The sequence below is a fragment of the Microbacterium aquilitoris genome (genome assembly GCF_031932285.1).
GTDB lineage: Bacteria > Actinomycetota > Actinomycetes > Actinomycetales > Microbacteriaceae > Microbacterium > Microbacterium aquilitoris.
Genome location: NZ_JAUZVT010000001.1, coordinates 1,258,057 through 1,277,420, shown reverse-complemented (window position 1 = coordinate 1,277,420; position 19,364 = coordinate 1,258,057). Strand labels below are relative to the sequence as shown.

Genomic DNA, 19,364 nt, shown 5'->3' with positions numbered 1-19,364 from the left:
CCGACAGAAAGCACCCCGAAGTGTCCAAGAGCATCGAAGTCAACGACCTCAACGTCTACTACAGCGAGTTCCTCGCCGTGGAGGGCGTGTCCCTCGACATCGAGCCCCGCAGCGTCACCGCCTTCATCGGGCCGTCCGGATGCGGCAAGTCCACGTTCCTGCGGACGCTCAACCGCATGCACGAGGTCATCCCCGGCGCCCGCGTCGAGGGCGAGGTGCTGCTCGACGGCGAGGACCTGTACGGTCCCGGCGTCGACCCCGTGCTCGTGCGCCGTCAGATCGGCATGGTCTTCCAGCGTCCGAACCCGTTCCCCACGATGTCGATCCGCGACAACGTGCTCGCCGGTGTGAAGCTCAACAACTCGCGCATTTCGAAGTCCGACGCCGACGCCCTCGTCGAGAAGTCGCTGCGTGGCGCGAACCTCTGGAACGAGGTCAAGGACCGGCTCGAGAAGCCCGGCTCGGGCCTGTCGGGCGGTCAGCAGCAGCGCCTGTGCATCGCGCGTGCGATCGCCGTGTCGCCCGACGTCCTGCTGATGGACGAGCCCTGCTCGGCCCTCGACCCCATCTCGACCTTCGCGATCGAGGAGCTCATCCAGGAGCTCAAGAGCGAGTACACAATCGTCATCGTCACGCACAATATGCAGCAGGCGTCGCGCGTCTCGGACAAGACCGCGTTCTTCAACATCGCCGGCACCGGCAAGCCCGGCAAGCTCATCGAATACGACGAGACCGGCACCATCTTCACCAAGCCGTCCGTGCAGGCCACCGAGGACTACGTCTCGGGTCGCTTCGGGTGATCCTGTAGTTCGGGACGAGGGATGCTGCGCGGAGGCGCGGTGTCCCTCGTTGTGGTTTGTGGGGGTGCGGGCGGCGTGCGGCGTGTGCCGATGCAATGGATCGCGGGCGACACGCGGCATCCCGAGCCTCATGGGCGGGGTGTCGCGGCGGGACTATCGCATCCGCGGATTTCTCCCCCGCGGGGGTGGGATGCCGGTTCTCCCCGACCAGCGCTGGGTGAGGCATGGGTGGGCCCGGAGCGGGCGAGGCTCGCGGGTATGTGCGAGCTCCGGCATCCGATCGTCCGTCTGCGGCAGCTGCTGGATGCCGGGTGGTCGCAACGGCGGGTGCAGCGAGCGCGGCGTTCCGGCGGGCTCGTGCGAGTGCGGATCGGCGTGTACGCCTGGCCCGAGACGTGCGCGGAAGCCCGCCTGGCTGCGAAGCACGGCGGGGCGCTGGCGTGCGTGACGGCGGCGCGTCACCGCGGGCTCTGGGTGCTGGACGACGATCGGATGCCGCATGTCTGGATGCGGCCCGGGCAGCGCACGTACGACGACTCCTGCGACTGCACCGAGCATTGGGATGCCGCCGGCCCTGGGGAGGACCGGCGGGAACCGTCGTTGGCGAGGATCCTGCGACAGATCCTGACGTGCCACGGCGGTGAGGCGTTCTTCGTCGCGCTGGAATCCGCGCGACGGCAGGATCTACTCGACGGCGACGACATGCGCTGGCTGAGCCGGAACGTGAATCAGGACGGGCGGGATGCGCTGGCGCTCAGCCGGGACGACGCCGACAGCGGACTCGAATCGATGCTGCGCTGGCGGCTGCGGGAGCTCGGGCTGCGCGTGCAGACCCAGGTACGCATCGCCGGCGTCGGCGTGGTCGACGCGCTGATCGGCGACCGACTGATCATCGAAGTCGACGGTCGCGACAACCACGACGGGCCGTCGCTGCGCCACAAGGACCTCGTGCGCGACGCCAACGCGGCGATGTGGGGGTACGTGACCCTGCGGTTCGACTACGCGCTGATCGTGCACGACTGGGACATGGTCGAGCGCGCGATCCTCGGGGCGCTCGCGGGGTTGTGAACGGCTGCGCCGCGTGCGCGGATGCAATGGATCGGCGGCGACACGCGGCATCCCCGGCCCGCCACTCGGCGTGTCGGGGCGGGACTATTGCATCAGCGAACCCGCTGACGGGGCCGACGGGTCAGTCGCGCGGGCTGAGCAGGTACTGGTTGAAGGATGCCGTGAGTTCGGCGTCCACGGGCAGGGACCGCTCGTCGACGGCCGTGATGGGCGCGGCGAGGCGGACGCTCGAGACGAGCCAGGCGGCATCCGCGTCGTGGAGCGCCGACACGGGCAGGGTTTCGTACGCGGTCTCGAAGCCGCGCTCGGCGAGGTGGTCGAACAGGCTCAGCTGGGTGGTCCCGTGAAGGATGCCGCCGTTCGGCGCCGGCGTGACGAACGTGTCGCCCCGCCGGATGATGAGGGAGGCGGTCGGCGCCTCGAGCACGAAGCCATCGGAACTCACGAACACCGCGTCATCGGCACCGCGACGCTTCGCCTCGCGGATCGCCGCCATGTTCACGGCATACGACAGCGTCTTCGCGCCGAGTAGGAGCCAGGGCGCCCGCCCGGGCAGGTCGATGCTGTATCCGCGATCGAGGACCGCCACGGCGATCCCCTCGGTGCGCGGCTTCGTGAAGTCCGCCGCCGGCGCGACCGTCACCCACGCAGTCGGGGTGGGGCCGTGCTCCACACCACGGCTCAGGATCAGCTTGATGACCGCCTCGCCCTCCCCCGACGCCGCCTGCGCGCGGATGATCGCCTCGCGCCACTGCTCGAGGTTCGGCGCGGGCAGCTCGCAGATCTCCGCGGAATGAGCCAGCCGCGCGAGGTGCGGCTGGACCTCCTGCGCATGACCGTCGACGACGCCGATCGACTCGAAGATCCCGTCGCCGCGCTGCGTGCTCAACTCCCCCACGGTGAGCGCCGGAGCGGAGGGATCGATCTCGCTGAACGTGTCGGCGAAATCGGTGCGCGCATCGTCGGATGCCGCGGGGTCGATCATGAGAGCGAAGCGCCAAGCCATGCCACGAAGCCTACGCGGCGGCATCCGTGTCAGCGGATGCAATGGTTCGCGCGTGACACGCCGCCCACTCGGCCCGGGATGCCGCGTGTCGCCGCCGATCTCTTGCATCCGCGCGCGCCTCGAGTCACAGCCCCGACACGCCCGGCCGCACGAAAATCCTCGGCCGACCGGAATACCTCGGGAGCCCCTCCGTTACACTTTTCTAGCCGGGCCGCAGTAACCCCGGGCTCCATCTTCAGCCGCTGCGAGCGGCCACGCGCCGAGAGGCGTTCTGCGGCCCGGCACTTTCATGCCTACGTGAGGCCGTCCCGGCGCCAGAGCGCCGCGGCCGCCGCCAGATCACTCGCATACGTGTCGAGGCGCAGGGCCCGCGTTGTGAACGTCGACGCCCGCACCGGCTCGCTCTCGTCGTAGTCGTCGGCGAGATCGGTCGCCCCCGCCGACACGACGCGTGAGAAGGATGCCGCCCGCTCGAGCGCGAGCGCGAAGTCACCCGCGAACACTCCCCGCAGGATCAGGTCGATGAGCGAGACGAGCTCGCCGGGGCTCGCCGGAGCGGGCGCCCCCGCGATGACGACATCCGCCGACGACAGCCGCGTGCGCCCGCGCTCATAGAGCAGCGCCGCCGTCGTCGGGTCGTCGTGGATCATCAGCTGCAGCAGGTACAGCCGCCACAGCGCGCCAGGCAGAGACCGTGCGGGCGAATGCGCCCAGAGCTCCGCGATCGTCGCGATGCCGTGCGCATCGGTGAAGGTGACGAGCCGGTCGATGACCTCATCGTGCGGCTGCTCCCGCACACGGGACAGCAGAGCGGATGCCGTGGCGTGAGCCACGCGGCTGGCTTCGGCGGGATCGTCGGCGGCGAAATTCCGGTCGAACGAATCGGGTGAGCGGCGGACCGGCTTGTGGAAGTCGCGGGACGCGTCGGACATCGTTCCAGGCTACCCCCGCGACGACGAACCCCGCCCGGGCGGAGCCGAGGCGGGGTTCGTGTGGGAGCGGGGGCGATCAGGCGGTGGGGATGGCGATGATCGGCTTCGTCGTCGGCTTGCCATCGGGCGATCCGCCCGCCTGCTCGACGGTGACGGCGATCACGTCGCCAGGTGCGAAATCGCCGTCGAGAAGTGCGGTGACGTCGTCGGACGGGTCGAAGGTGCCGGCGGCGATCGGTTCCTCACCGCGGACGATCCAGAGCTCGAACGTACGGTCGTCGGCGATCTTGGGGGCGTCGTCGGTGGTCAAAACGACCTTGCCGAGCTCAGCCGACCAGTGGAGCTCAGCCTCGCCGCCATCGGCGAACTGTCCGGTGACGGTCTGCCCGTCGGGAGCGGACTCGATCTGCTCGAGAGCCTGGACCTCAAGGGGCGTACGAGCCTGCTCGACGAGCGAGCCCACTCCCCAGCCGATCCCGACGAGGAGAGCGGCAGAGGCGACGAGGGCGAACAGCCCACGGGTCCAGTTGCGTCGTTCCACGGTCTGGACGGCCTCGGTGGGCGGTCCAGCGGGAACCGTCTCGCGCTCCGGTTCGGGAGCGGGTACGGATGCGTCGGCGGCGGCCACCGGCTTCGGCTGCGGCATCGCGCTGATCTGGTCAAGGAGACGTGCCCGCACCTCGGGCGGTGGGGCTTCTTCACCCATGCCTTCGGCCAGGAAACCCGCGACCTGTGCATCGGCGTCGACGAGGGCTTCCCACTCGGGGTGAGCGGCGAGGGCCTGCTGGTACGCCTGCTCGTCCTCAAGCGACAGAGCATCGAGCGCGTGCCCTGCCGAGAGTTCGGCGAACTCCTTCTCGTTCACAGTGTCACCCCCATCTCCTGTCGTAGGCGGTTCAATCCATCGCGCATTCGCGTCTTGATCGTTCCGAGCGGTGCTCCGAGGAGCGTTGCGATCTCGCTTTGGCTGTACCCCCCGAAGTAGGCGAGGGTCAGTGCTTCACGCTGGGCATCAGGCAGAGTCCGGAGTGCGCGCACGACGCGGCGTCCTTCGATCCTCAGCTCGACTTGCTCGGCGATGCTCTCTTCTTGTGTGTACGCGTCACGAGCTCCGACTCGCGCATCCCGGTCCGAACTGGACTGCGAAGCGCGAACTCGATCCACGGCCCGACGATGTGCCATCGTCAGGATCCAGCTTCTTCCTTGACCCTTGTTCGGAGCGAAGGCGGAAGCGGATTGCCAGATCTCGAGGAACACCTCCTGCTGGACTTCCTCGCTCTGGGAGGGGTCGACGAGGACCCGTCGGATCAGACCGAAGACGCGGGAGGACAGCATGTCGTAGAGCTCTGCGAAGGCCGCCTGGTCGCCACCGGCGATGCGGACGAGGAGCTCACCGGCATGATCTGCCGTCTGCCCGTCGTCGGGGACTTCAACACCGTCGATAACCATTCCGACAAGCATGCCATTACGCGCGCACCCAGACGCGCAGGCGCGGGTGGGAAGTCCTGGTGAGACGTGCAGATCGAGACGGATCCGTGACCCGCTGGACCCCCGCGTCGACCGCTCCGGAAAAAATCTCGGCAGATGTGCAATCCGTTTGCCTAGTGGTTCCGAAGACCTGTTATCGCCGCCGCAGAGGGCGGTCCCAACACATGGAGGAAATCATGCTCAGCACGAAGAAGAAGATGACCGCAGCACTCTCTCTGACGCTGGCCGGCGCCTTCGCCCTGGCCGGATGTTCGTCGAGCGCAACGCCCGAGGCCGGAAACACCGATGACGGCATGCAGTCGCAGGCTCCGATGGAGTCGGCATCGCCCGAGGCCACCGAGGGCGGCATGGACACTGCGTCGACGCTCGTCGGCCCCGGCTGCGCGGACTACGCCGCAGCTGTTCCGGACGGTGCCGGTTCGGTCGAGGGCATGTCGAAGGACCCGGTTGCGACCGCGGCCTCGAACAACCCGCTTCTCAAGACGCTCACCGCTGCTGTCAGCGGCCAGCTGAACCCCGACGTCAACCTCGTCGACACGCTCAACGGCGACAAGTTCACCGTCTTCGCTCCCGTTGACGACGCGTTCGCCAAGATCCCGGCCGCCACGATCGACGGCCTCAAGACCGACTCGGCCACGCTGACCAAGATCCTCACGTACCACGTGGTCCCCGGCGAGATCGCTCCGGCTGACATCGACGGCACCCACAAGACCGTCGAGGGCCAGGACCTCGAGGTCACCGGCTCGGGCGATGAGCTCATGGTCAACGACGCCAAGGTCATCTGCGGTGGCGTCGAGACCGCGAACGCAACCGTGTACCTCATCGACTCGGTGCTGATGCCCCCGATGTAATTCACGGTCTCCTGACCGGCGGCGTCGTCGAAGCTCTGCGGGCTTCGGCGGCGCCGCCTCCTTTTGTTTCCGCCTCACGGGGGATGCCGGTAGCCGGGGCACTGCGTAGCGTCGAGACATGGCGAAGAACAACATGCGGGGAATGTCGTTCGGTCTGTGGATCGCGTTCGGGATGCTCGGAGGCACGGTCGTCGGGATGCTCTTCCTCGACAACATCGGACTCGGCGCCGCGTTCGGTCTCTCGTTCGGCATCATGTTCGGCATCATCTTCGGCTCGCAGAAGGACACGAAGTGACGGATGCCGCCGCCCTCGCCCATTAGGCTGGGTCGCTGAGGGCCTCTAGCTCAGTCGGTAGAGCATCGGACTTTTAATCCGCGGGTCGTGGGTTCGAGCCCCACGGGGCCCACCTCATTGCAACCCCGCGATCCCGACTCCGGACTGGGGTCAGCGATTCGCGACTCGCCAAAATGGCACCTCGACAGCAGTTGACAACGTTCCTGCGGGCTCAGCGGAGCGTTTCTCCGTCATAGCGACCGATTCCCCGCCGACGCGATAGCACCGCCTCAGAAGCGGTCCGTCCGCGCTAGCGATGTCGGCGACCGTCGATAGCGTGTCCGCGTCGGCGCGCAACGGCGCCGCATGATGCACAAGGAGCCTACCGATGACAATACACACCTCGCCTTACCACTCGACTGACCAGCGTGATCCGCGCGTTTGGCACGACTACAGCGACTGCCCCAACGGCCAGCAGATCTCCTCGACGAACCGCGCCGTCGGCAGGGGCGGCCTGCCCCGTTGCGGAGGTTGTGAGCGACTCGACTGATAGAGAGGGAGCGACGGCCAGCGGTTCGCCGCTTCCTCACCAATCAACGGCGCTGCTCTCATCGGCGTCGATCATGTTTATCCCGTGCACGAACCTCGAGCGGCTGAAGGAGTCAGACGAGCGCTCGACTGAGTGACGGGCGACTGCCTGCGCTCGCAGCTGCGGTCTGTCCGAGCAAGAAGAAAGCCCCGACTGTTACCACACAGCCGGGGCGAGACGAATGAGAAGTCCGCCTATCGATCCCAACGATACCGCGGGAACCTGGGAGTCGACCCGGCGCCCCCCTGCGTCCGGAGAGCACTGCAGGAGCGTTACGGTTGCGGAATGCTCCGCCTCGTCGCCCGGGTCTATTGGACATTCAGCAGATGGACGCTCGCAACTGAGCCCGCGCCGACCCGATCTACCGTCGTCCTCGGGGCGCCGCACACCTCCAACTGGGACTTCGTGCTCATGCTGGCGATCGCGTGGCGCCTGAAGATGCGCTTCCGCTGGCTGGGCAAAGAGAGCCTCTTTCGCGGCTGGCGCGGCCCACTGATGCGCTCGATCGGCGGCATCCCGGTCGACAGAGCGAACCCCACCGGGGTGGTCGACGCTCTCGTCCGCCGCATCCGTGACGGCGAGGTCTTCGGCCTCGTGGTGACGCCCGAAGGCACGCGCGGCGGCGTCGAACACTGGAAGTCGGGCTTCTACCGCATCGCCCGAGAGGCCGACCTTGGCGTCACGCTCGGATACGTGGATCGCTCGACCATGACAACCGGACTGGGGCCGACGCTCACGCTCACCGGCGACGTCGGCGCGGACATGGATGCCATTCGCACGTTCTACTCCGACAAGTCGGGGCTGCGTCCTGCTCGACGCGTCGAGCCTCGCTTGCGCGAAGAGGACGAGCCTCGGCCGGCAGCCTCGGCTTAGCCGCCGCTGAATCCGGCGACGAGAGGTCCTACTCGTCTGTCTCCGCCGTGTGCGGTGTTACATACCAATCGGTGAACGACCTCGCGCGGCCGTCGTCCGCCAAACGAATGACCATGAGGTTGTCGTACAGCCGACTCTTCGTCGTTGCGCCCGGGTAGCTGGTCCGGCCGCGGATGATCGCGATGTCGCCGTCGACCGCCGTGAGCTCATGCTCGAATGACCACGTGCCGGGCTCATCCTTCTGACCGATCCAACCCGCGAGGATGGCGTCATGGCCGATCCATGGCTTGGTCGAGGGGCCGTCGCGATACTCCGCGTCCGGCGTGAACAGAGACCGGATGTCGTCCGGGTCGTTGGTCCCCCACGCACGGACGTATCGGCCGATCCAGTCGTTGGCGGCTACCGCCGCTGCCTCGCGATCCCACATGGCCTCAGGGTCGCTGACGCGTGCGGCGAGCGCAAGGTGCGCCGCACCGCGAACGGCTGAACCCCGACCCCGCAGACGGGGTCGGGGTCGCGGTCGCACGTCGTCGGACTACGCCATCCGGCCGAACGTAGCCTCGATGTCGGCCATCTCCATCGCAGCCGTCGCTTCGATGAGGGCCCGGAGCTCCTTGTCGGCTCCCGGCGAGAACTCTTCCGGACGCTCCGGCGAGATGGTCATGGGTGAACCTACCGGTGCCTGCTCACTGGCATCCAGCTGCGTCCCGTCATTCGACGGCGACGCCCCCTGGAAGATGCGACCGGCTTCGGACTGGTTACCCAGATCGAACGAGTACTGCTTGCTCTGCAGCCCGAGGTCGACGAGACGCTTGACCTCCGGGAACTGCTCGGCATTCGTCTTCGGAATCGGCAACGAGGTGCGCCAATTCACCCCGAGGGTCTCGAGGGCTTTGGCGTAGGCGTTCTCGTGCGCCTGGTCCCGCACGATGAGGTACGAGATCGTGCTCCGCGCCATCTTGTTGTCCGTCATCTCGTAGAGGCGGCACTTCTGCAGGCGTCCCGTCGACTCCAGCATCAGGTTGTACAGCAGGTCGAGCACGAGGTTGCCGGAGTTGTAGACGTAGCTGCCCATCCACGGGTTGCCCGCGGCATCCACCGGCAGCGCACCCTGCGCGCCGACCAGGTAATGATGGATGTTGCTGTGGTCGACGGCGATGCTGAGCGGCGTCGCACCGCCCGCGCCGGGCTCGTCGACGGGATCGGTGGGCTTGCCCTTGTACCTGGGCGAGCCGTCCAGCAAACGGGAGATCGTCGTGCCGATGAGCTCGACGTGGCTGATCTCCTCGGTGCCGATGCCCTGGATGAGGTCCTTGTACGGCTTCCCGGACGGGCCGCGGAAGTTGATGCTTTGGAACAGGTACTGCATCATCGTGCGCATCTCGCCGAACTGTCCGCCGAGACCCTCCTGCAGTGCGTTGGCGGCCGCGGGATCGGGCTCGTCCTGTGCGATCTCATTGATGAACTCTTGAACGTGGAAGTACATGGTGCCTCCGGGGGTTGGGGAGCCCGACGATCCGCCTGTCTCCCCGCCCCGCCGTGCCCCTTGCCGACCTCGACGACACCCGCTACCTTCCGGCCCGAGAGTCGATTCAGCCGACCCCGGCGATGCGTTCGTGGGTTGCGCGGACGAACGCGGCGTACCCTCCGGGTGTGCGCCCCCAGAAACGGCCGGACGTGACCACCTCGTTCTCGTCCGTCGCGACTACGCGTGCGCCGAGCGAGCGTGCGGCTCGAACGAGCGCGACGTCCTCGTGCTCGTCGAGATCGGGGAACTCCCCCGCAGCGACGTACACATCGGCACGCAGTCCGAGGTTCGCGCCGTGCACGTTGCCCGCAGGACGACCCCGCGGATGCGTCCGCAGCCAATGCTCCGCATGATCGAGAGTGAGGTCCGCGAAATCCGGACGGACGGTGCCGAGGACGACGTCGGCCCCCGCCGCGCGGAGGTCGAGCTGATGGCTGAGCCAGGTGACGGGGACGACGGAGTCTCCATCCGTCGTGCCGATCCACACGTCGTCGGATGACCCCAGTTCGGCGAGGGCGGCGGCCACGCCGAGGCGTCGAGCCGTCCCCACGTTTCGCGCGTCGATCTCGATCGTGCGTACCGGCCAGCACAGCGCGATCCGGGCCGAGGCATCCGTGCACGCATCGAGGACGACGACCGTCACGATCCGCGCTCCCGGGTGCGTCCGCCGAGTGTGCTCGACGGCCGCGGTGAGCGCAGCGAGGCAGTCGCCCAGGAGCTCGGCTTCGTCGTGCACGGGGACGACGATCGCCACCGCGGGGCTACCGGGCGTCACGGGACAAGCCCTGTCTCTGCGGCGACCGACCGAGCGCCGCCGAGTCCGTAGACCTCGAGGACGAAGTCCTCCTCTTCGTGCAGCATCAGGCGGACGAACCCCTCGGCCGCACGCAGTGCCGCGTGCACGTCGTCACCGGACTGCGGATATTCCGTGACGGGATGCCGCCAGTGGCAGGCGATGAGGTGGCCACCGGCATCCATGGCTCCTCGTATGCGGTCGATGGCGACAGTCAGGTCGGCGGGGTTCCAGTAGTAGCCGACCTCCGAAAGGACGACGAGGTCGAACGTTCCGGCGGGCCACTCCCCCGGCAGCCCGAGGCGCTCGAGACGAACGTCGTCCCGACTGCCGAGGCGACGCCGTGCGATCTCGAGCGGAGCATCCGCGATGTCGACCGCGAGCACGGCGTCGCACCGGTCGACGAGGAGGTCGGTCAGGACACCTGTCGAGCAACCCAACTCGAGGGCGGAGGCGTATCGTTCGCGGGGCAGGCTCGCCAGCGTCACGGCGCGCTTGCGCTGCTCGTACCAGCGCGACTCGAAGCCCCACGGGTCGTCGCCGTTGCGACAGTAGAAATCCTCGAAGAATCCCCCCGCCAGGCTGGGCCCCGCCGGCCGGACGAAGACCTCGAACGGGCGGTCGAAATGCGCCTGCATCCTCTCGTGGAGCATCACCTCGTCCCCCGGCGCCGACGACAGCGGGGTGATCTGGCTGCGATGGTGACGCATCGCCGTGCGCTTGAGCTCGGCCGTCAACTCATCGAGCGTGACCACCTCGAGGTCGTCCCACGGCAGGTCGTCCGTCGATCCCCAGTGCCAGAGCCAGATCGGATACTCCCGCCACGGGACGCCGAGCTCCGTACACACCTCGGCGGTCACTTCCGCAGCGACGCGGTGATCGCGGTGACTGTCGCCTGACCAGGGCACGACGACGAGATGCGCTCCCTGTCCCTGCAGCAGCGCGCGGAGTGCCTCCGCGATCGCGTCGCGATGGTCGTCCGTGCCGCCGTCCGGCAGACCGAGGAATCGAACGTCGATCGACGGGCTCAGGTGATCGAGCGCTGCGGCGACCTCGCGCCGTCGCACCGCGGCCAGGTCGGCGGGAGTATGCGACGGCGAGTCGGGGTGAGATCCCTCGCCGTCCGTCGCGATGAGAACCGTCACCTTCGCGTCACGGCTGACAGTGCGCGCCATCAGCCCCGCGACGCCGAGGGTCTCGTCGTCGGGGTGCGCCGCGACGACGACGAGGTGCTCGAAGGTCTCATCCAACGACGGAAGCGCGCGATCGGCGAACGCCTCACGCCAGACCGCTTCACCTGTTCCTGGATCGCGGTGACTGAAGCTCACCATGCGCCGCGCCCTTCCGCGATGTCGGCGCCGATGCGCGCGAGGTCGCGTTCGCCGTGGTGCTGACGCACATAGATCTCGAGGTCGGCCACCCGGCGGGCGTGAGCATCGTCAGCCACGAGGGGCAACGGCCCGAGGGCTCGGGCGGATTCGGCGAGCGCCGTCTCGACCGCACCCGCGACGACAGCTCGGACGCGTGCGGCGATGGCGCCGGGGTGGGATGCCGCCGGCAGCCCTTCCGTCTGGTGCGCGGCCGATCGCAGTGCCAACCTCGCGGTCCACAGCGCGGCATCCACCCTCCCGAGGTGGACGCGCGACAGCTGATCGGCGCCCTCGCGCTGCGCTGCCTCGACGAGGGCGTCGCGGATCGGCAGGACGCCGCCCCACCAGCACGCCGCCACTCCGACGCCGCCGGCGGCGAAGCCGGGGCGACGCAGGTACCACCCCGGTTCACCGACCGGCGCGGCGGGAGCCGCCGCGAAGTCAACCGGCGCGCTGACGACCTGCGGGAGCCCTCGCGCGTGCCAGGGCCCCGTGCGAGCTGTCACCTCGGGGGTCTGCAGGGCCACGGCGAACAGGCGACGCTCGCCGCCGACCCACGCGGTGACGAGCGCGTGGGTCAGGTGCTGCGCCAGCGAGCACCACGGCTTGGTTCCCGTCAGCCGCCACCCGGAACCGTCGTCGCGCGCCTCCAGCCGAGTCCCGGCACCCTCGGCGGCGAACACCCCCCACGAGGATCCGGAGTCGGCCTGGATCGAGGCGAGGTCGAGGTCGTGCCCGTCGCGACGGGCCTGGTCGAGGATGTCGAGCGCGTCGAGGTGGGGTTCGAGGATGCGTGCCGCACCGACATCCCGGCTCGCGACCGCAGCGAGGAACGACCAGTCGTCGGCGAGCGAGCGCTGGTTTCCGCGCGCGGCGCCTGCGCCCACCGCCCAGGCGAGCGTGGCGGCAACGTCTATCCCGAACGCGTCGACCCGGTCAGCCTCGGCGAGCGACCCTGCGGCCGCATCACCGAACGGGCCAGCGCTGAGGTGGAGGTCGGACGAGTGTTCTCGCAGGCGGGTCACCCCCGCAGTGTGCGCGCGGAGCGAGCTGTGAGGCAGAGCCTTGCGGTTCCGGCGACGTGTCAGGTACGGGACGCCGTCCGATTCCGCGACAGCCATGTCCGCTGCAGCCGTTAGGCTCACCCAGGCCGGCTATCCGGCGATCACTGGGGGGGAAATGAAGATTCGTCACGCGCTCATCTCGTTCACTGCCGCTGGAGCACTTCTACTGGCGGGTTGCGCGGCTGTCGACGGTGAGGCGACAGCCAGTCCACCCGCCACGCCCGCCGCGGTCGAGGTCGACGAAAAACTGACGACGGTCGACGTCCGCGTGGCGAAGTCGATGCTCGACCCGGAAGGCGCGCTGTCCGACGATGAGATCATCGCGAGCGCGAAGGAGAACGGCCTCTCCGCGGTCGTCGAGGGCGACACGGTCGTCTACACGATGACGAAGTCTCAACGCGACGAGATGCTCGCCGGCATGCGGTCTTCAGCGCGGGAATCCGCCGATGATCTCGTCGCCGATGACGCAAACTCGGTCACCGCCGTCGACTTCGACGATGAGATGACGTCCTTCACGGTGTCGGTCGATCCCGCGAAGTACAGCGCGATGGAAGGATTCCTCGTGCTCGGCTTCTACATGCAGGGCGCGCTCTTACAGCAGTTCCAGGGAATCTCCGCCGACGACATCGACGTGACCGTCGACTTCGTTGACGACTCGACGGGCGAAGTGCTCGACTCTGGCTCGTTCCAGGACATGCGCAAGAACCTCGACCAGTAGGTCACCCCGTACGCCGGTCCGCCAGCGCTCAGCCTCCGATGGCGTTCATCCCTCGCGCGGGTTGCAGGAACGACGGGTCGTTGATCGCGTGACCCGGCAACTTGCCGAGCACGCACGCGTGGAGCGTCTCGGCGATGACACGGCGACGGTCGTCGGGCGCGGCGGCCACCGGCATCCCGCGCACAGCGCTCGTGACGTCGTACTCCGTCAGCGAGAAGAGGCAGTTGCGGAACTGACCGTCGGCGGTCAGGCGCAGGCGATCGCACGCTCCGCAGAAGGGTGCCGTCACCGACGCGATGACGCCGACCTCGTGCGGGCCGCCGTCGATCCGCCACTTCTCGGCGGGAGCACCGCCGCGGCCGGGGACCGGCTCGAGCGTCCATCGCTCCGACAACGCCTCGAGGATCTCCTCGCGCGTCACCATCGCGCTGCGGTCCCAGGTGTGCCCGGAATCCAGCGGCATCTGCTCGATGAAACGCAGCTGGGCCCCGACCTCCATCGCGAACGCCACGAGGTCCGCGAGCTGGTCGTCGTTCACGCCGCGCATCGCGACGGCGTTCAGCTTCAAAGGCTTCAGGTCGGATGCCGCGGCTGCCGCGATTCCCTCGAGCACGTTGTCGAGCCGGTCACGACGCGTGAGCGCGGCGAACCGCTCGCGGTCGATCGTGTCGATGCTGATGTTCAGCCGCGTCAGACCCGCATCGATCAGGTCGGGAAGCACCTCGGCGAGTCGGATGCCGTTGGTCGTCATCGCGACCTCGACCGGTCCGTCGGGTCCCGAGATCGCGGCCACGCGACGCACCACGTCGACGATGTCGGTGCGGAGCAGAGGCTCGCCGCCGGTGAGCCGGAAGGTGCGGATGCCGAGGCTCGCGGCCACCTCCGCGATCTCGACGATCTCGTCGGTCGTCAGGATGCTCGTGCGCGCGAGCCACTCGTTGCCCTGCTCTGGCATGCAGTAGGTGCAACGCAAGGAACAGCGGTCGGTCAGCGAGATCCGGAGATCGCGGTGGACTCGCCCATGGGTGTCGACGAGGCCGACGGCGGGATCCGGGACGGCGCCCGGCGGGATCTGCGGCGCGGCGCGACCCAGCGAGATCGGAACGGCCGTCACCGCTCTCTCCCCCTGTGGCATCCCATTGTCCGAGCCTAATCGCCGCCACCAGCCGCCGGGGCGAGGAGGGCAGTCGCGGGCTGTGAAGTCGGCACCAATCCCCGGCCCGGTGCCAGATCGCACGCTAGTTTTCGGCACATGAGCCTCCGCCGCACCGCGCTGCCACTCCTCGCGGCGACTGCACTTCTCCTGACCGCCTGCTCGCCGGCGGAGTTTGGCCGAGAGCAGACCGCCGCGGACCGACCAGACTCCGTCGTCACCGGAGCGGAAGGAAAGCTCGACGTCGCGACACTGCGCTACGTCGGCAAGGCCGACGCTTACGACGTCTACCTCGCGCGCGCGGCGGATGACGGAGACTCCTTGTGCCTGTCGCTCACCCTCGACGACGTCTGGCAGACCACCGAGTGCGAGACGGACTACGTGTCCATCCCGATCAGCGACAGCGCCAGTGTCGCCGCCGACCTGAGCTACCGCAGCGGGGAGGTCCGAGACATGATCTCCGACAACGTCTGGGTCACCCGCAAGTAGCCGCGCGCCTCATCGCCACGAACAGCTTCGTAACAGCTCCCGACGTCTCACCGCCGCTCCAGCCGTCAGGGCCGGATGCTGAAGAAGAGAACGAAGGTCGTCGCACTCGCGATGATCGCAACGCCGAGTCCGAGAATCGTCCAGACCGCGATGCGACTCGCGCGCGACGGACGCTGCCCGCCCAGACCTGCATACGCCGCGGCGCACGAGAGGCCGACCCAGCCCAGGAGGCCGCCCACACCCATCGCTATCCCCAACGCACGTTCTGTGTCATCCGAATCGGACAGCTGCGCGACGACGAGACCGCCGTCCCAGTGGACGCCCGCCAGACCGAGCATGAGAACGCCGAGGAGCCCGATGATGGTGGCGGCGAGAGCGAGGAAGAAGCTCCCGATGATGCGCATGACCCCATCCTTACGGACCGAGCGTTGCACGGAAGCTCAGCGCGATGCGGCGAGGACGACCGGGTCCTCGCACCCCCTCGCAAAGCCTCGGATGCGCCGGTCCATGTCGCGCTGCAGCACGAACGCGCCGATCCGTTCGGCGAGCGGAGCGAGCCAGGCGGGGCGGCATGCGAAGTTGTACCGCCAGACGGCGAGCGTGCTGTCGGGCTCTTCGGCCACCGGCGTGAACTTCCACCCACCGGCGAGACGCTCGAAGAACCAGGAGCCCTTCGTCATCTTCATCCCGACGTTCGACGGCGGGTTGTAGGAGACGTATTCGCTCTCCATCCGGAAGCCGAAGCGCTGCACGGTGAACGTGCGGACGCCCTTCCCCGGGGCGGTCGCGCCGTCGACGAAGTACTGACGGCGGATGAACGGATCCCAGCGCTTGCGGGTCTCGCCCGTGGTTTGCGACACCGCGAAGGCGACCTCCACCGGGACCGGCACGACGCAACGGGACTCGATGACGCGCATGGACTCATCGTTGCAGGTTCGACGGGCATGCCGGGACCGACGTCGTCACCCCCTGCCAGGATGAGCGCGTGAACACACTCGCGGGGTCTCGATGGGTCGTCACCGGCGCTGCCGGCAACATCGGAGTCGCCCTCCGCCGAGAGCTCCGGGCCGCAGGCGTCGAGCTCGTCTCGACCGACGTCAGAGACGTGGAGCCCGTCGACCGGACCGGCGATCGCGTCACCGTCGCCGACCTGGCCGACCTCGCTGCGCTCACGGCGATGTTCGAGGACGCCAACGGCGTGATCCATCTGGGCGGGTTGTCCGATGAAGCCGACTTCCACGACCTCGCGCAGGTGAACATCGTCGGCACGTACCACGTGCTCGAAGCCGCTCGTCGGTCGGGTGTCCGCAGGGTCGTCAATGCGAGCAGCAACCGGGTCACCGGAATGTATCCCACGGACGCACTCGTCGACCCGGACATGCCCCCGCGACCCGACGGCTTCTACGGTGTGTCGAAGGTGGCGGGCGAGGCACTGTGCCGCCTCTACTCCGACAAGTTCGGCCTCAGCACGATCTCGCTCAGGATCGGGAGCTACGAAGAGGAACCCCGAACCCCCCGCGAGCGTGCAACCTGGCTCAGCCATCGAGACGCGATCGCCGCGTCCACCGCCGCGATGACGACCGACGAGCATTACGCCGTCTTCTACGCGGTATCGGCGAACTCGGAAGTCTGGTGGGATCGGGCGGCCGGGGAGCTCGTCGGTTTCCGGCCCACGGACGACGCCGCGGAGTGGAACCTTCCCGGCGCCACGATCGAGCCGCAGGGCGGATCGTTCGCGTCGCCGTCGTACTCGCTCGATCGCATGCGTGACTGACGCCCCTACTCACGACAGCCGCACGAACCGCACCCGCGACGGGTCGACCTGCAGCCAGACCGACTCTCCAGGCGACCACGACACAGTCGCGTGTGACACGTCCACCATCCCAGCCGAGGTGTGCACCCGCATCCCCGCCACCGTCGGCTCCACACGGACGACAGTCGCAGCCCACGCGTTCGACCCTGCCCCACCTACGATCCGCACGTCGCCCGGCCGGAACACGGCGGCGAGCCCGACGCCCTCACGCGCGGCGGGTGCGGCCTCCGCCCCCCTCAGCATGCGGCCCGCGGCATCCGTCAACCCACCGCCCGCCGAGACGCCCGGCATCCGATTCATGTCGGCAACCGATGCGACGAAGGCGGATGCCGGAGCCGCCAGCACCTCGCGCACGGGACCGCTCTGCACCACGGCGCCCGCCTCGATCACGAACAGCCTCTCGGCCAGCGCGACCGCGTCGCCGGCGTCGTGCGTCACGGCGACCGTCGTCACCCCGACGAGCTGCTCCCGCAGCATCCCGCGGATCTCGGACGCGGTCACGGGATCGAGCGCGACCAGCGGCTCGTCGAGCAACACCACCCGCGGCGACGCCGCCAGAGCCCGCGCGATCGCGACGCGCTGCTGCTCTCCCCCCGACAGTTCGCGCGGCATTCGTGTACCCAGCCCGCCGAGGCCGACCCGGGAGAGCCACGCGTCGGCGTCGGAACGGGCCTGCGCGGCGGGTGTTCCGGCGGCACGCGGCCCGAAGGCGACGTTCTCGCGCGCGCTCAGGTGCGGGAAGAGGCGCGGGTCCTGACCGAGCAGCACGACTCCGCGATGCATCGGCGGCGTGTGCACCCGGGGTGCGGCCACGCGCTCCACGGTCCGTCCGGCCACGACGACCTCGCCGCCGTTCAGCGGTACGAGTCCGGCGAGCGCGTCGAGCAGCGTCGACTTGCCCGCACCGCTCGGACCCATGATCGCGACGGTCTCCCCCGCGTCCGCGTCGAGCGCGACGTCCACCCGGAAGCGCGCCCGGTCGACGACGACACGTGCCTGTAGCCCGCTCATCGGGCCGCCCCGGGTCGCCAGCCGCGCACCAGCATCAGGACGAGGACGGCGGTCGCCAGCAACAGGAGTGCGAGGGCCACCGCGGTGCCCTGCGTCACGCCGGCTCCGTTGAAGGCCGTGTAGATCGCGAGCGGCATCGTCTGCGTGACGCCGGGGCGGTTGCCGGCGAACAGGGCGGTCGCGCCGAACTCCCCGATCGCCCGGGCGAAGCACAGCACGACACCCGCCACGATGCCGGGGGCTGCGAGTGGCAGCGTGATGCGGCGGAGGATCGTCCACCGACCCGCTCCGAGGGCGGCGGCGGTCCGCTCGAAGTCCACCCCGGTCGACCGCACCGCGCCCTCGACGGCGAGGACGAGGAACGGCAGCGCGACGAATGTCTGCGCGACGACGACCGCGGGCGTGGTGAACGACAGCCCCCACCCGCCCAGCCAGCCCTGACGGCCGAACAGGTACAGCAGTGCGATCCCGCCGACCATCGGTGGAAGCACGAGCGGAACGGTCACCGCGGCACGCAGCACTGCCGCCAGGCGCGGGCCCGAGCGGGCGATCAGCAGCGCCAACGGCACACCGATCACGATGCACGCCGCAGTCGCCGCCGCCCCAGAGCCGAACGACAGTCCCAGGGCTTCGAGTGCCGCGGGCGAGGTCACGTCGGCGACGAACGTCGACCACTCCACCCGGGCGATGAGAGCCAGCAGCGGCAGGATCAGGAAGGCGAGACCGACGAACGCGGGGAACGCGAGGCTCCGCGGAACGTACCCGCGAGCAGAGCTCACGGCGCCCCGAAGCCGTGGCCGGCGAGGATCTTCCGCCCGGCCTCGGACCGCACGAACGCGATGAACGCCGCAGCCGCGTCGGGATTCGCAGCATCCTTCAGCGCGGCGATCGGATATCTGTTGACGACCTCGTCTGCGCCGTCGGGCACCACAGACGCGACGTCGCTCCGCCCGACCACATCGGTCGCGTACACGAGACCCGCATCGGCTTCACCGGCCGCGACCTTCGTCAGCACCGCCGTGACGTTCTGCTCGAGGCTCGCGGCGTCGACCGTGACGCCCCCCGCGCTCAGCAGCTTTCCGGATGCCGCGCCGCACGGCACCTCGGGCGCGCACAGCACGGTGACGACATTCGTCAGGTCGGCCAGCGTCGAGACCTCCTTCGGGTTGCCCGCCGGGACGACGATCACGAGCGTGTTCGAGGCGAACACCGCGGGCTCGAGCGCGAACTCCGACATCTTCGCCATCGTGGCCTCGTCGGCCGAGGCGAACACGTCCGCGGGTGCCCCCTCGGCGATCTGGGTCGCGAGCGTCGACGATCCGTCGTAGACCGGACTGATGGCCACCCCGGGATGGTCCGCCGTGAACGCCTCGTCGATCTCGTCGAACGAACCCTTGAGGGATGCCGCGGCGTAGACCGTCAGCGATCCGCCGATCTCATCGCCCGAGGTCGGCAGCGACGCAGACGGTGCGGGTGCCGCGCACCCGGTGAGCAGCAGCGCGAGAGCACCGAGGGCGAGCGGCCGAAGCAGGGACCGTCGCACG

23 protein-coding genes and 1 tRNA gene are annotated in these 19,364 nt (G+C 68.8%); 9 read left to right on the top strand and 15 right to left on the bottom strand.

From position 1 onward, the window contains the following. The first annotated feature begins 20 nt into the window (after positions 1–20). Together pstB and Q9S78_RS06185 are read left to right on the top strand one after the other, a co-directional pair. Positions 21–800, top strand: coding sequence for a phosphate ABC transporter ATP-binding protein PstB (pstB, locus tag Q9S78_RS06190; RefSeq protein ID WP_018187130.1), 780 nt, complete (start codon positions 21–23; stop codon positions 798–800). 258 nt (positions 801–1,058) lie between these two features. After that, positions 1,059–1,868, top strand: coding sequence for a DUF559 domain-containing protein (locus Q9S78_RS06185; protein WP_311869517.1), 810 nt, complete (start codon positions 1,059–1,061; stop codon positions 1,866–1,868). 121 nt (positions 1,869–1,989) lie between these two features. On the opposite strand, the gene Q9S78_RS06180 is transcribed toward Q9S78_RS06185, so the two are convergent. The 4 genes from Q9S78_RS06180 to sigK all read right to left on the bottom strand — a co-directional run bounded on the left by Q9S78_RS06180 (position 1,990) and on the right by sigK (position 5,255). Further along, positions 1,990–2,874, bottom strand: a complete 885-nt coding sequence (locus tag Q9S78_RS06180) for an aminodeoxychorismate lyase (protein WP_311869515.1) — start codon at positions 2,872–2,874, stop codon at positions 1,990–1,992. A gap of 293 nt (positions 2,875–3,167) precedes the next feature. Further along, entirely contained in the window at positions 3,168–3,806 is a 639-nt protein-coding gene (locus Q9S78_RS06175) for a DNA-directed RNA polymerase subunit beta (protein WP_311869513.1), read from the bottom strand. A 76-nt stretch (positions 3,807–3,882) separates the two neighbouring features. Then, on the bottom strand, positions 3,883–4,671 hold the full coding sequence (locus Q9S78_RS06170) for an anti-sigma factor (protein WP_311869510.1): 789 nt from the start codon (positions 4,669–4,671) through the stop codon (positions 3,883–3,885). Then, positions 4,668–5,255, bottom strand: coding sequence for an ECF RNA polymerase sigma factor SigK (gene sigK / locus Q9S78_RS06165; RefSeq protein ID WP_311869508.1), 588 nt, complete (start codon positions 5,253–5,255; stop codon positions 4,668–4,670). The genes Q9S78_RS06170 and sigK overlap by 4 nt, the downstream gene beginning before the upstream one ends. A gap of 215 nt (positions 5,256–5,470) precedes the next feature. On the opposite strand from sigK, the gene Q9S78_RS06160 reads away from it, so the two are divergent. The 4 genes from Q9S78_RS06160 to Q9S78_RS06145 all read left to right on the top strand — a co-directional run bounded on the left by Q9S78_RS06160 (position 5,471) and on the right by Q9S78_RS06145 (position 7,881). Further along, positions 5,471–6,145 (top strand): fasciclin domain-containing protein, encoded by a 675-nt coding sequence (locus Q9S78_RS06160; RefSeq protein WP_018187124.1) that lies wholly within the window; start codon positions 5,471–5,473, stop codon positions 6,143–6,145. 118 nt (positions 6,146–6,263) lie between these two features. Further along, complete coding sequence (locus Q9S78_RS06155; RefSeq protein WP_311869505.1) at positions 6,264–6,440, top strand: glycine zipper domain-containing protein; 177 nt, start codon at positions 6,264–6,266, stop codon at positions 6,438–6,440. 39 nt (positions 6,441–6,479) lie between these two features. Beyond that, positions 6,480–6,552, top strand: a tRNA-Lys gene (locus Q9S78_RS06150). Positions 6,553–7,293: 741 nt separating this feature from the next. Continuing rightward, positions 7,294–7,881: a 1-acyl-sn-glycerol-3-phosphate acyltransferase gene (locus Q9S78_RS06145; RefSeq protein ID WP_020098252.1), complete on the top strand. Its 588-nt coding sequence runs from the start codon at positions 7,294–7,296 to the stop codon at positions 7,879–7,881. Positions 7,882–7,909: 28 nt separating this feature from the next. Here Q9S78_RS06145 and Q9S78_RS06140 read toward each other — a convergent pair whose 3' ends face one another. The 5 genes from Q9S78_RS06140 to Q9S78_RS06120 all read right to left on the bottom strand — a co-directional run bounded on the left by Q9S78_RS06140 (position 7,910) and on the right by Q9S78_RS06120 (position 12,597). Beyond that, positions 7,910–8,308: a nuclear transport factor 2 family protein gene (locus tag Q9S78_RS06140; protein WP_311869504.1), complete on the bottom strand. Its 399-nt coding sequence runs from the start codon at positions 8,306–8,308 to the stop codon at positions 7,910–7,912. 108 nt (positions 8,309–8,416) lie between these two features. Then, positions 8,417–9,367, bottom strand: a complete 951-nt coding sequence (locus Q9S78_RS06135; RefSeq protein WP_311869500.1) for a manganese catalase family protein — start codon at positions 9,365–9,367, stop codon at positions 8,417–8,419. Between the two features lie 106 nt (positions 9,368–9,473). Beyond that, entirely contained in the window at positions 9,474–10,184 is a 711-nt protein-coding gene (locus Q9S78_RS06130) for a glycosyltransferase family 2 protein (RefSeq protein WP_311869498.1), read from the bottom strand. Next, the gene (locus Q9S78_RS06125) at positions 10,181–11,533 is read right to left on the bottom strand and encodes a PIG-L family deacetylase (RefSeq protein ID WP_311869496.1); all 1,353 of its coding nucleotides are present in this window, start codon (positions 11,531–11,533) and stop codon (positions 10,181–10,183) included. The genes Q9S78_RS06130 and Q9S78_RS06125 overlap by 4 nt, the downstream gene beginning before the upstream one ends. Further along, positions 11,527–12,597, bottom strand: coding sequence for an acyl-CoA dehydrogenase family protein (locus tag Q9S78_RS06120; RefSeq protein WP_311869494.1), 1,071 nt, complete (start codon positions 12,595–12,597; stop codon positions 11,527–11,529). The genes Q9S78_RS06125 and Q9S78_RS06120 overlap by 7 nt, the downstream gene beginning before the upstream one ends. 154 nt (positions 12,598–12,751) lie before the next feature. Between Q9S78_RS06120 and Q9S78_RS06115 the strand changes: the two genes are divergently transcribed. Then, entirely contained in the window at positions 12,752–13,354 is a 603-nt protein-coding gene (locus tag Q9S78_RS06115; RefSeq protein WP_065571251.1) for a YdgH/BhsA/McbA family protein, read from the top strand. A gap of 28 nt (positions 13,355–13,382) precedes the next feature. Here the strand turns inward: Q9S78_RS06115 and moaA are convergent, their stop codons facing one another. After that, entirely contained in the window at positions 13,383–14,468 is a 1,086-nt protein-coding gene (gene moaA / locus Q9S78_RS06110; protein WP_311869486.1) for a GTP 3',8-cyclase MoaA, read from the bottom strand. 138 nt (positions 14,469–14,606) lie between these two features. Between moaA and Q9S78_RS06105 the strand changes: the two genes are divergently transcribed. Further along, positions 14,607–14,996 carry a hypothetical protein gene (locus Q9S78_RS06105; protein WP_311869484.1) on the top strand — a complete coding sequence of 130 codons (390 nt, stop codon included), beginning with the start codon at positions 14,607–14,609 and terminating at the stop codon, positions 14,994–14,996. A gap of 65 nt (positions 14,997–15,061) precedes the next feature. Here the strand turns inward: Q9S78_RS06105 and Q9S78_RS06100 are convergent, their stop codons facing one another. Next, the gene (locus Q9S78_RS06100; RefSeq protein WP_311869481.1) at positions 15,062–15,400 is read right to left on the bottom strand and encodes a hypothetical protein; all 339 of its coding nucleotides are present in this window, start codon (positions 15,398–15,400) and stop codon (positions 15,062–15,064) included. 36 nt (positions 15,401–15,436) lie between these two features. Continuing rightward, complete coding sequence (locus tag Q9S78_RS06095) at positions 15,437–15,913, bottom strand: SRPBCC family protein (RefSeq protein WP_311869478.1); 477 nt, start codon at positions 15,911–15,913, stop codon at positions 15,437–15,439. 68 nt (positions 15,914–15,981) lie between these two features. Here Q9S78_RS06095 and Q9S78_RS06090 point away from each other — a divergent pair, with 68 nt between their 5' ends. Then, complete coding sequence (locus Q9S78_RS06090; RefSeq protein WP_311869475.1) at positions 15,982–16,770, top strand: NAD-dependent epimerase/dehydratase family protein; 789 nt, start codon at positions 15,982–15,984, stop codon at positions 16,768–16,770. 9 nt (positions 16,771–16,779) lie between these two features. Here the strand turns inward: Q9S78_RS06090 and Q9S78_RS06085 are convergent, their stop codons facing one another. Genes Q9S78_RS06085 through modA form a run of 3 tightly spaced genes read right to left on the bottom strand, consistent with a single transcriptional unit; the run spans position 16,780 to position 19,363 of the window. Beyond that, positions 16,780–17,820 (bottom strand): ABC transporter ATP-binding protein, encoded by a 1,041-nt coding sequence (locus Q9S78_RS06085; protein WP_311869472.1) that lies wholly within the window; start codon positions 17,818–17,820, stop codon positions 16,780–16,782. Then, a complete protein-coding gene (locus tag Q9S78_RS06080; protein ID WP_311869469.1) occupies positions 17,817–18,599 on the bottom strand; it encodes a molybdate ABC transporter permease subunit in 783 nt (260 codons plus the stop codon). Before Q9S78_RS06080 ends, Q9S78_RS06085 begins: the two co-directional genes overlap by 4 nt. Further along, positions 18,596–19,363: a molybdate ABC transporter substrate-binding protein gene (modA, locus tag Q9S78_RS06075; protein ID WP_311869466.1), complete on the bottom strand. Its 768-nt coding sequence runs from the start codon at positions 19,361–19,363 to the stop codon at positions 18,596–18,598. The genes Q9S78_RS06080 and modA overlap by 4 nt, the downstream gene beginning before the upstream one ends. Position 19,364 lies beyond the last annotated feature (1 nt).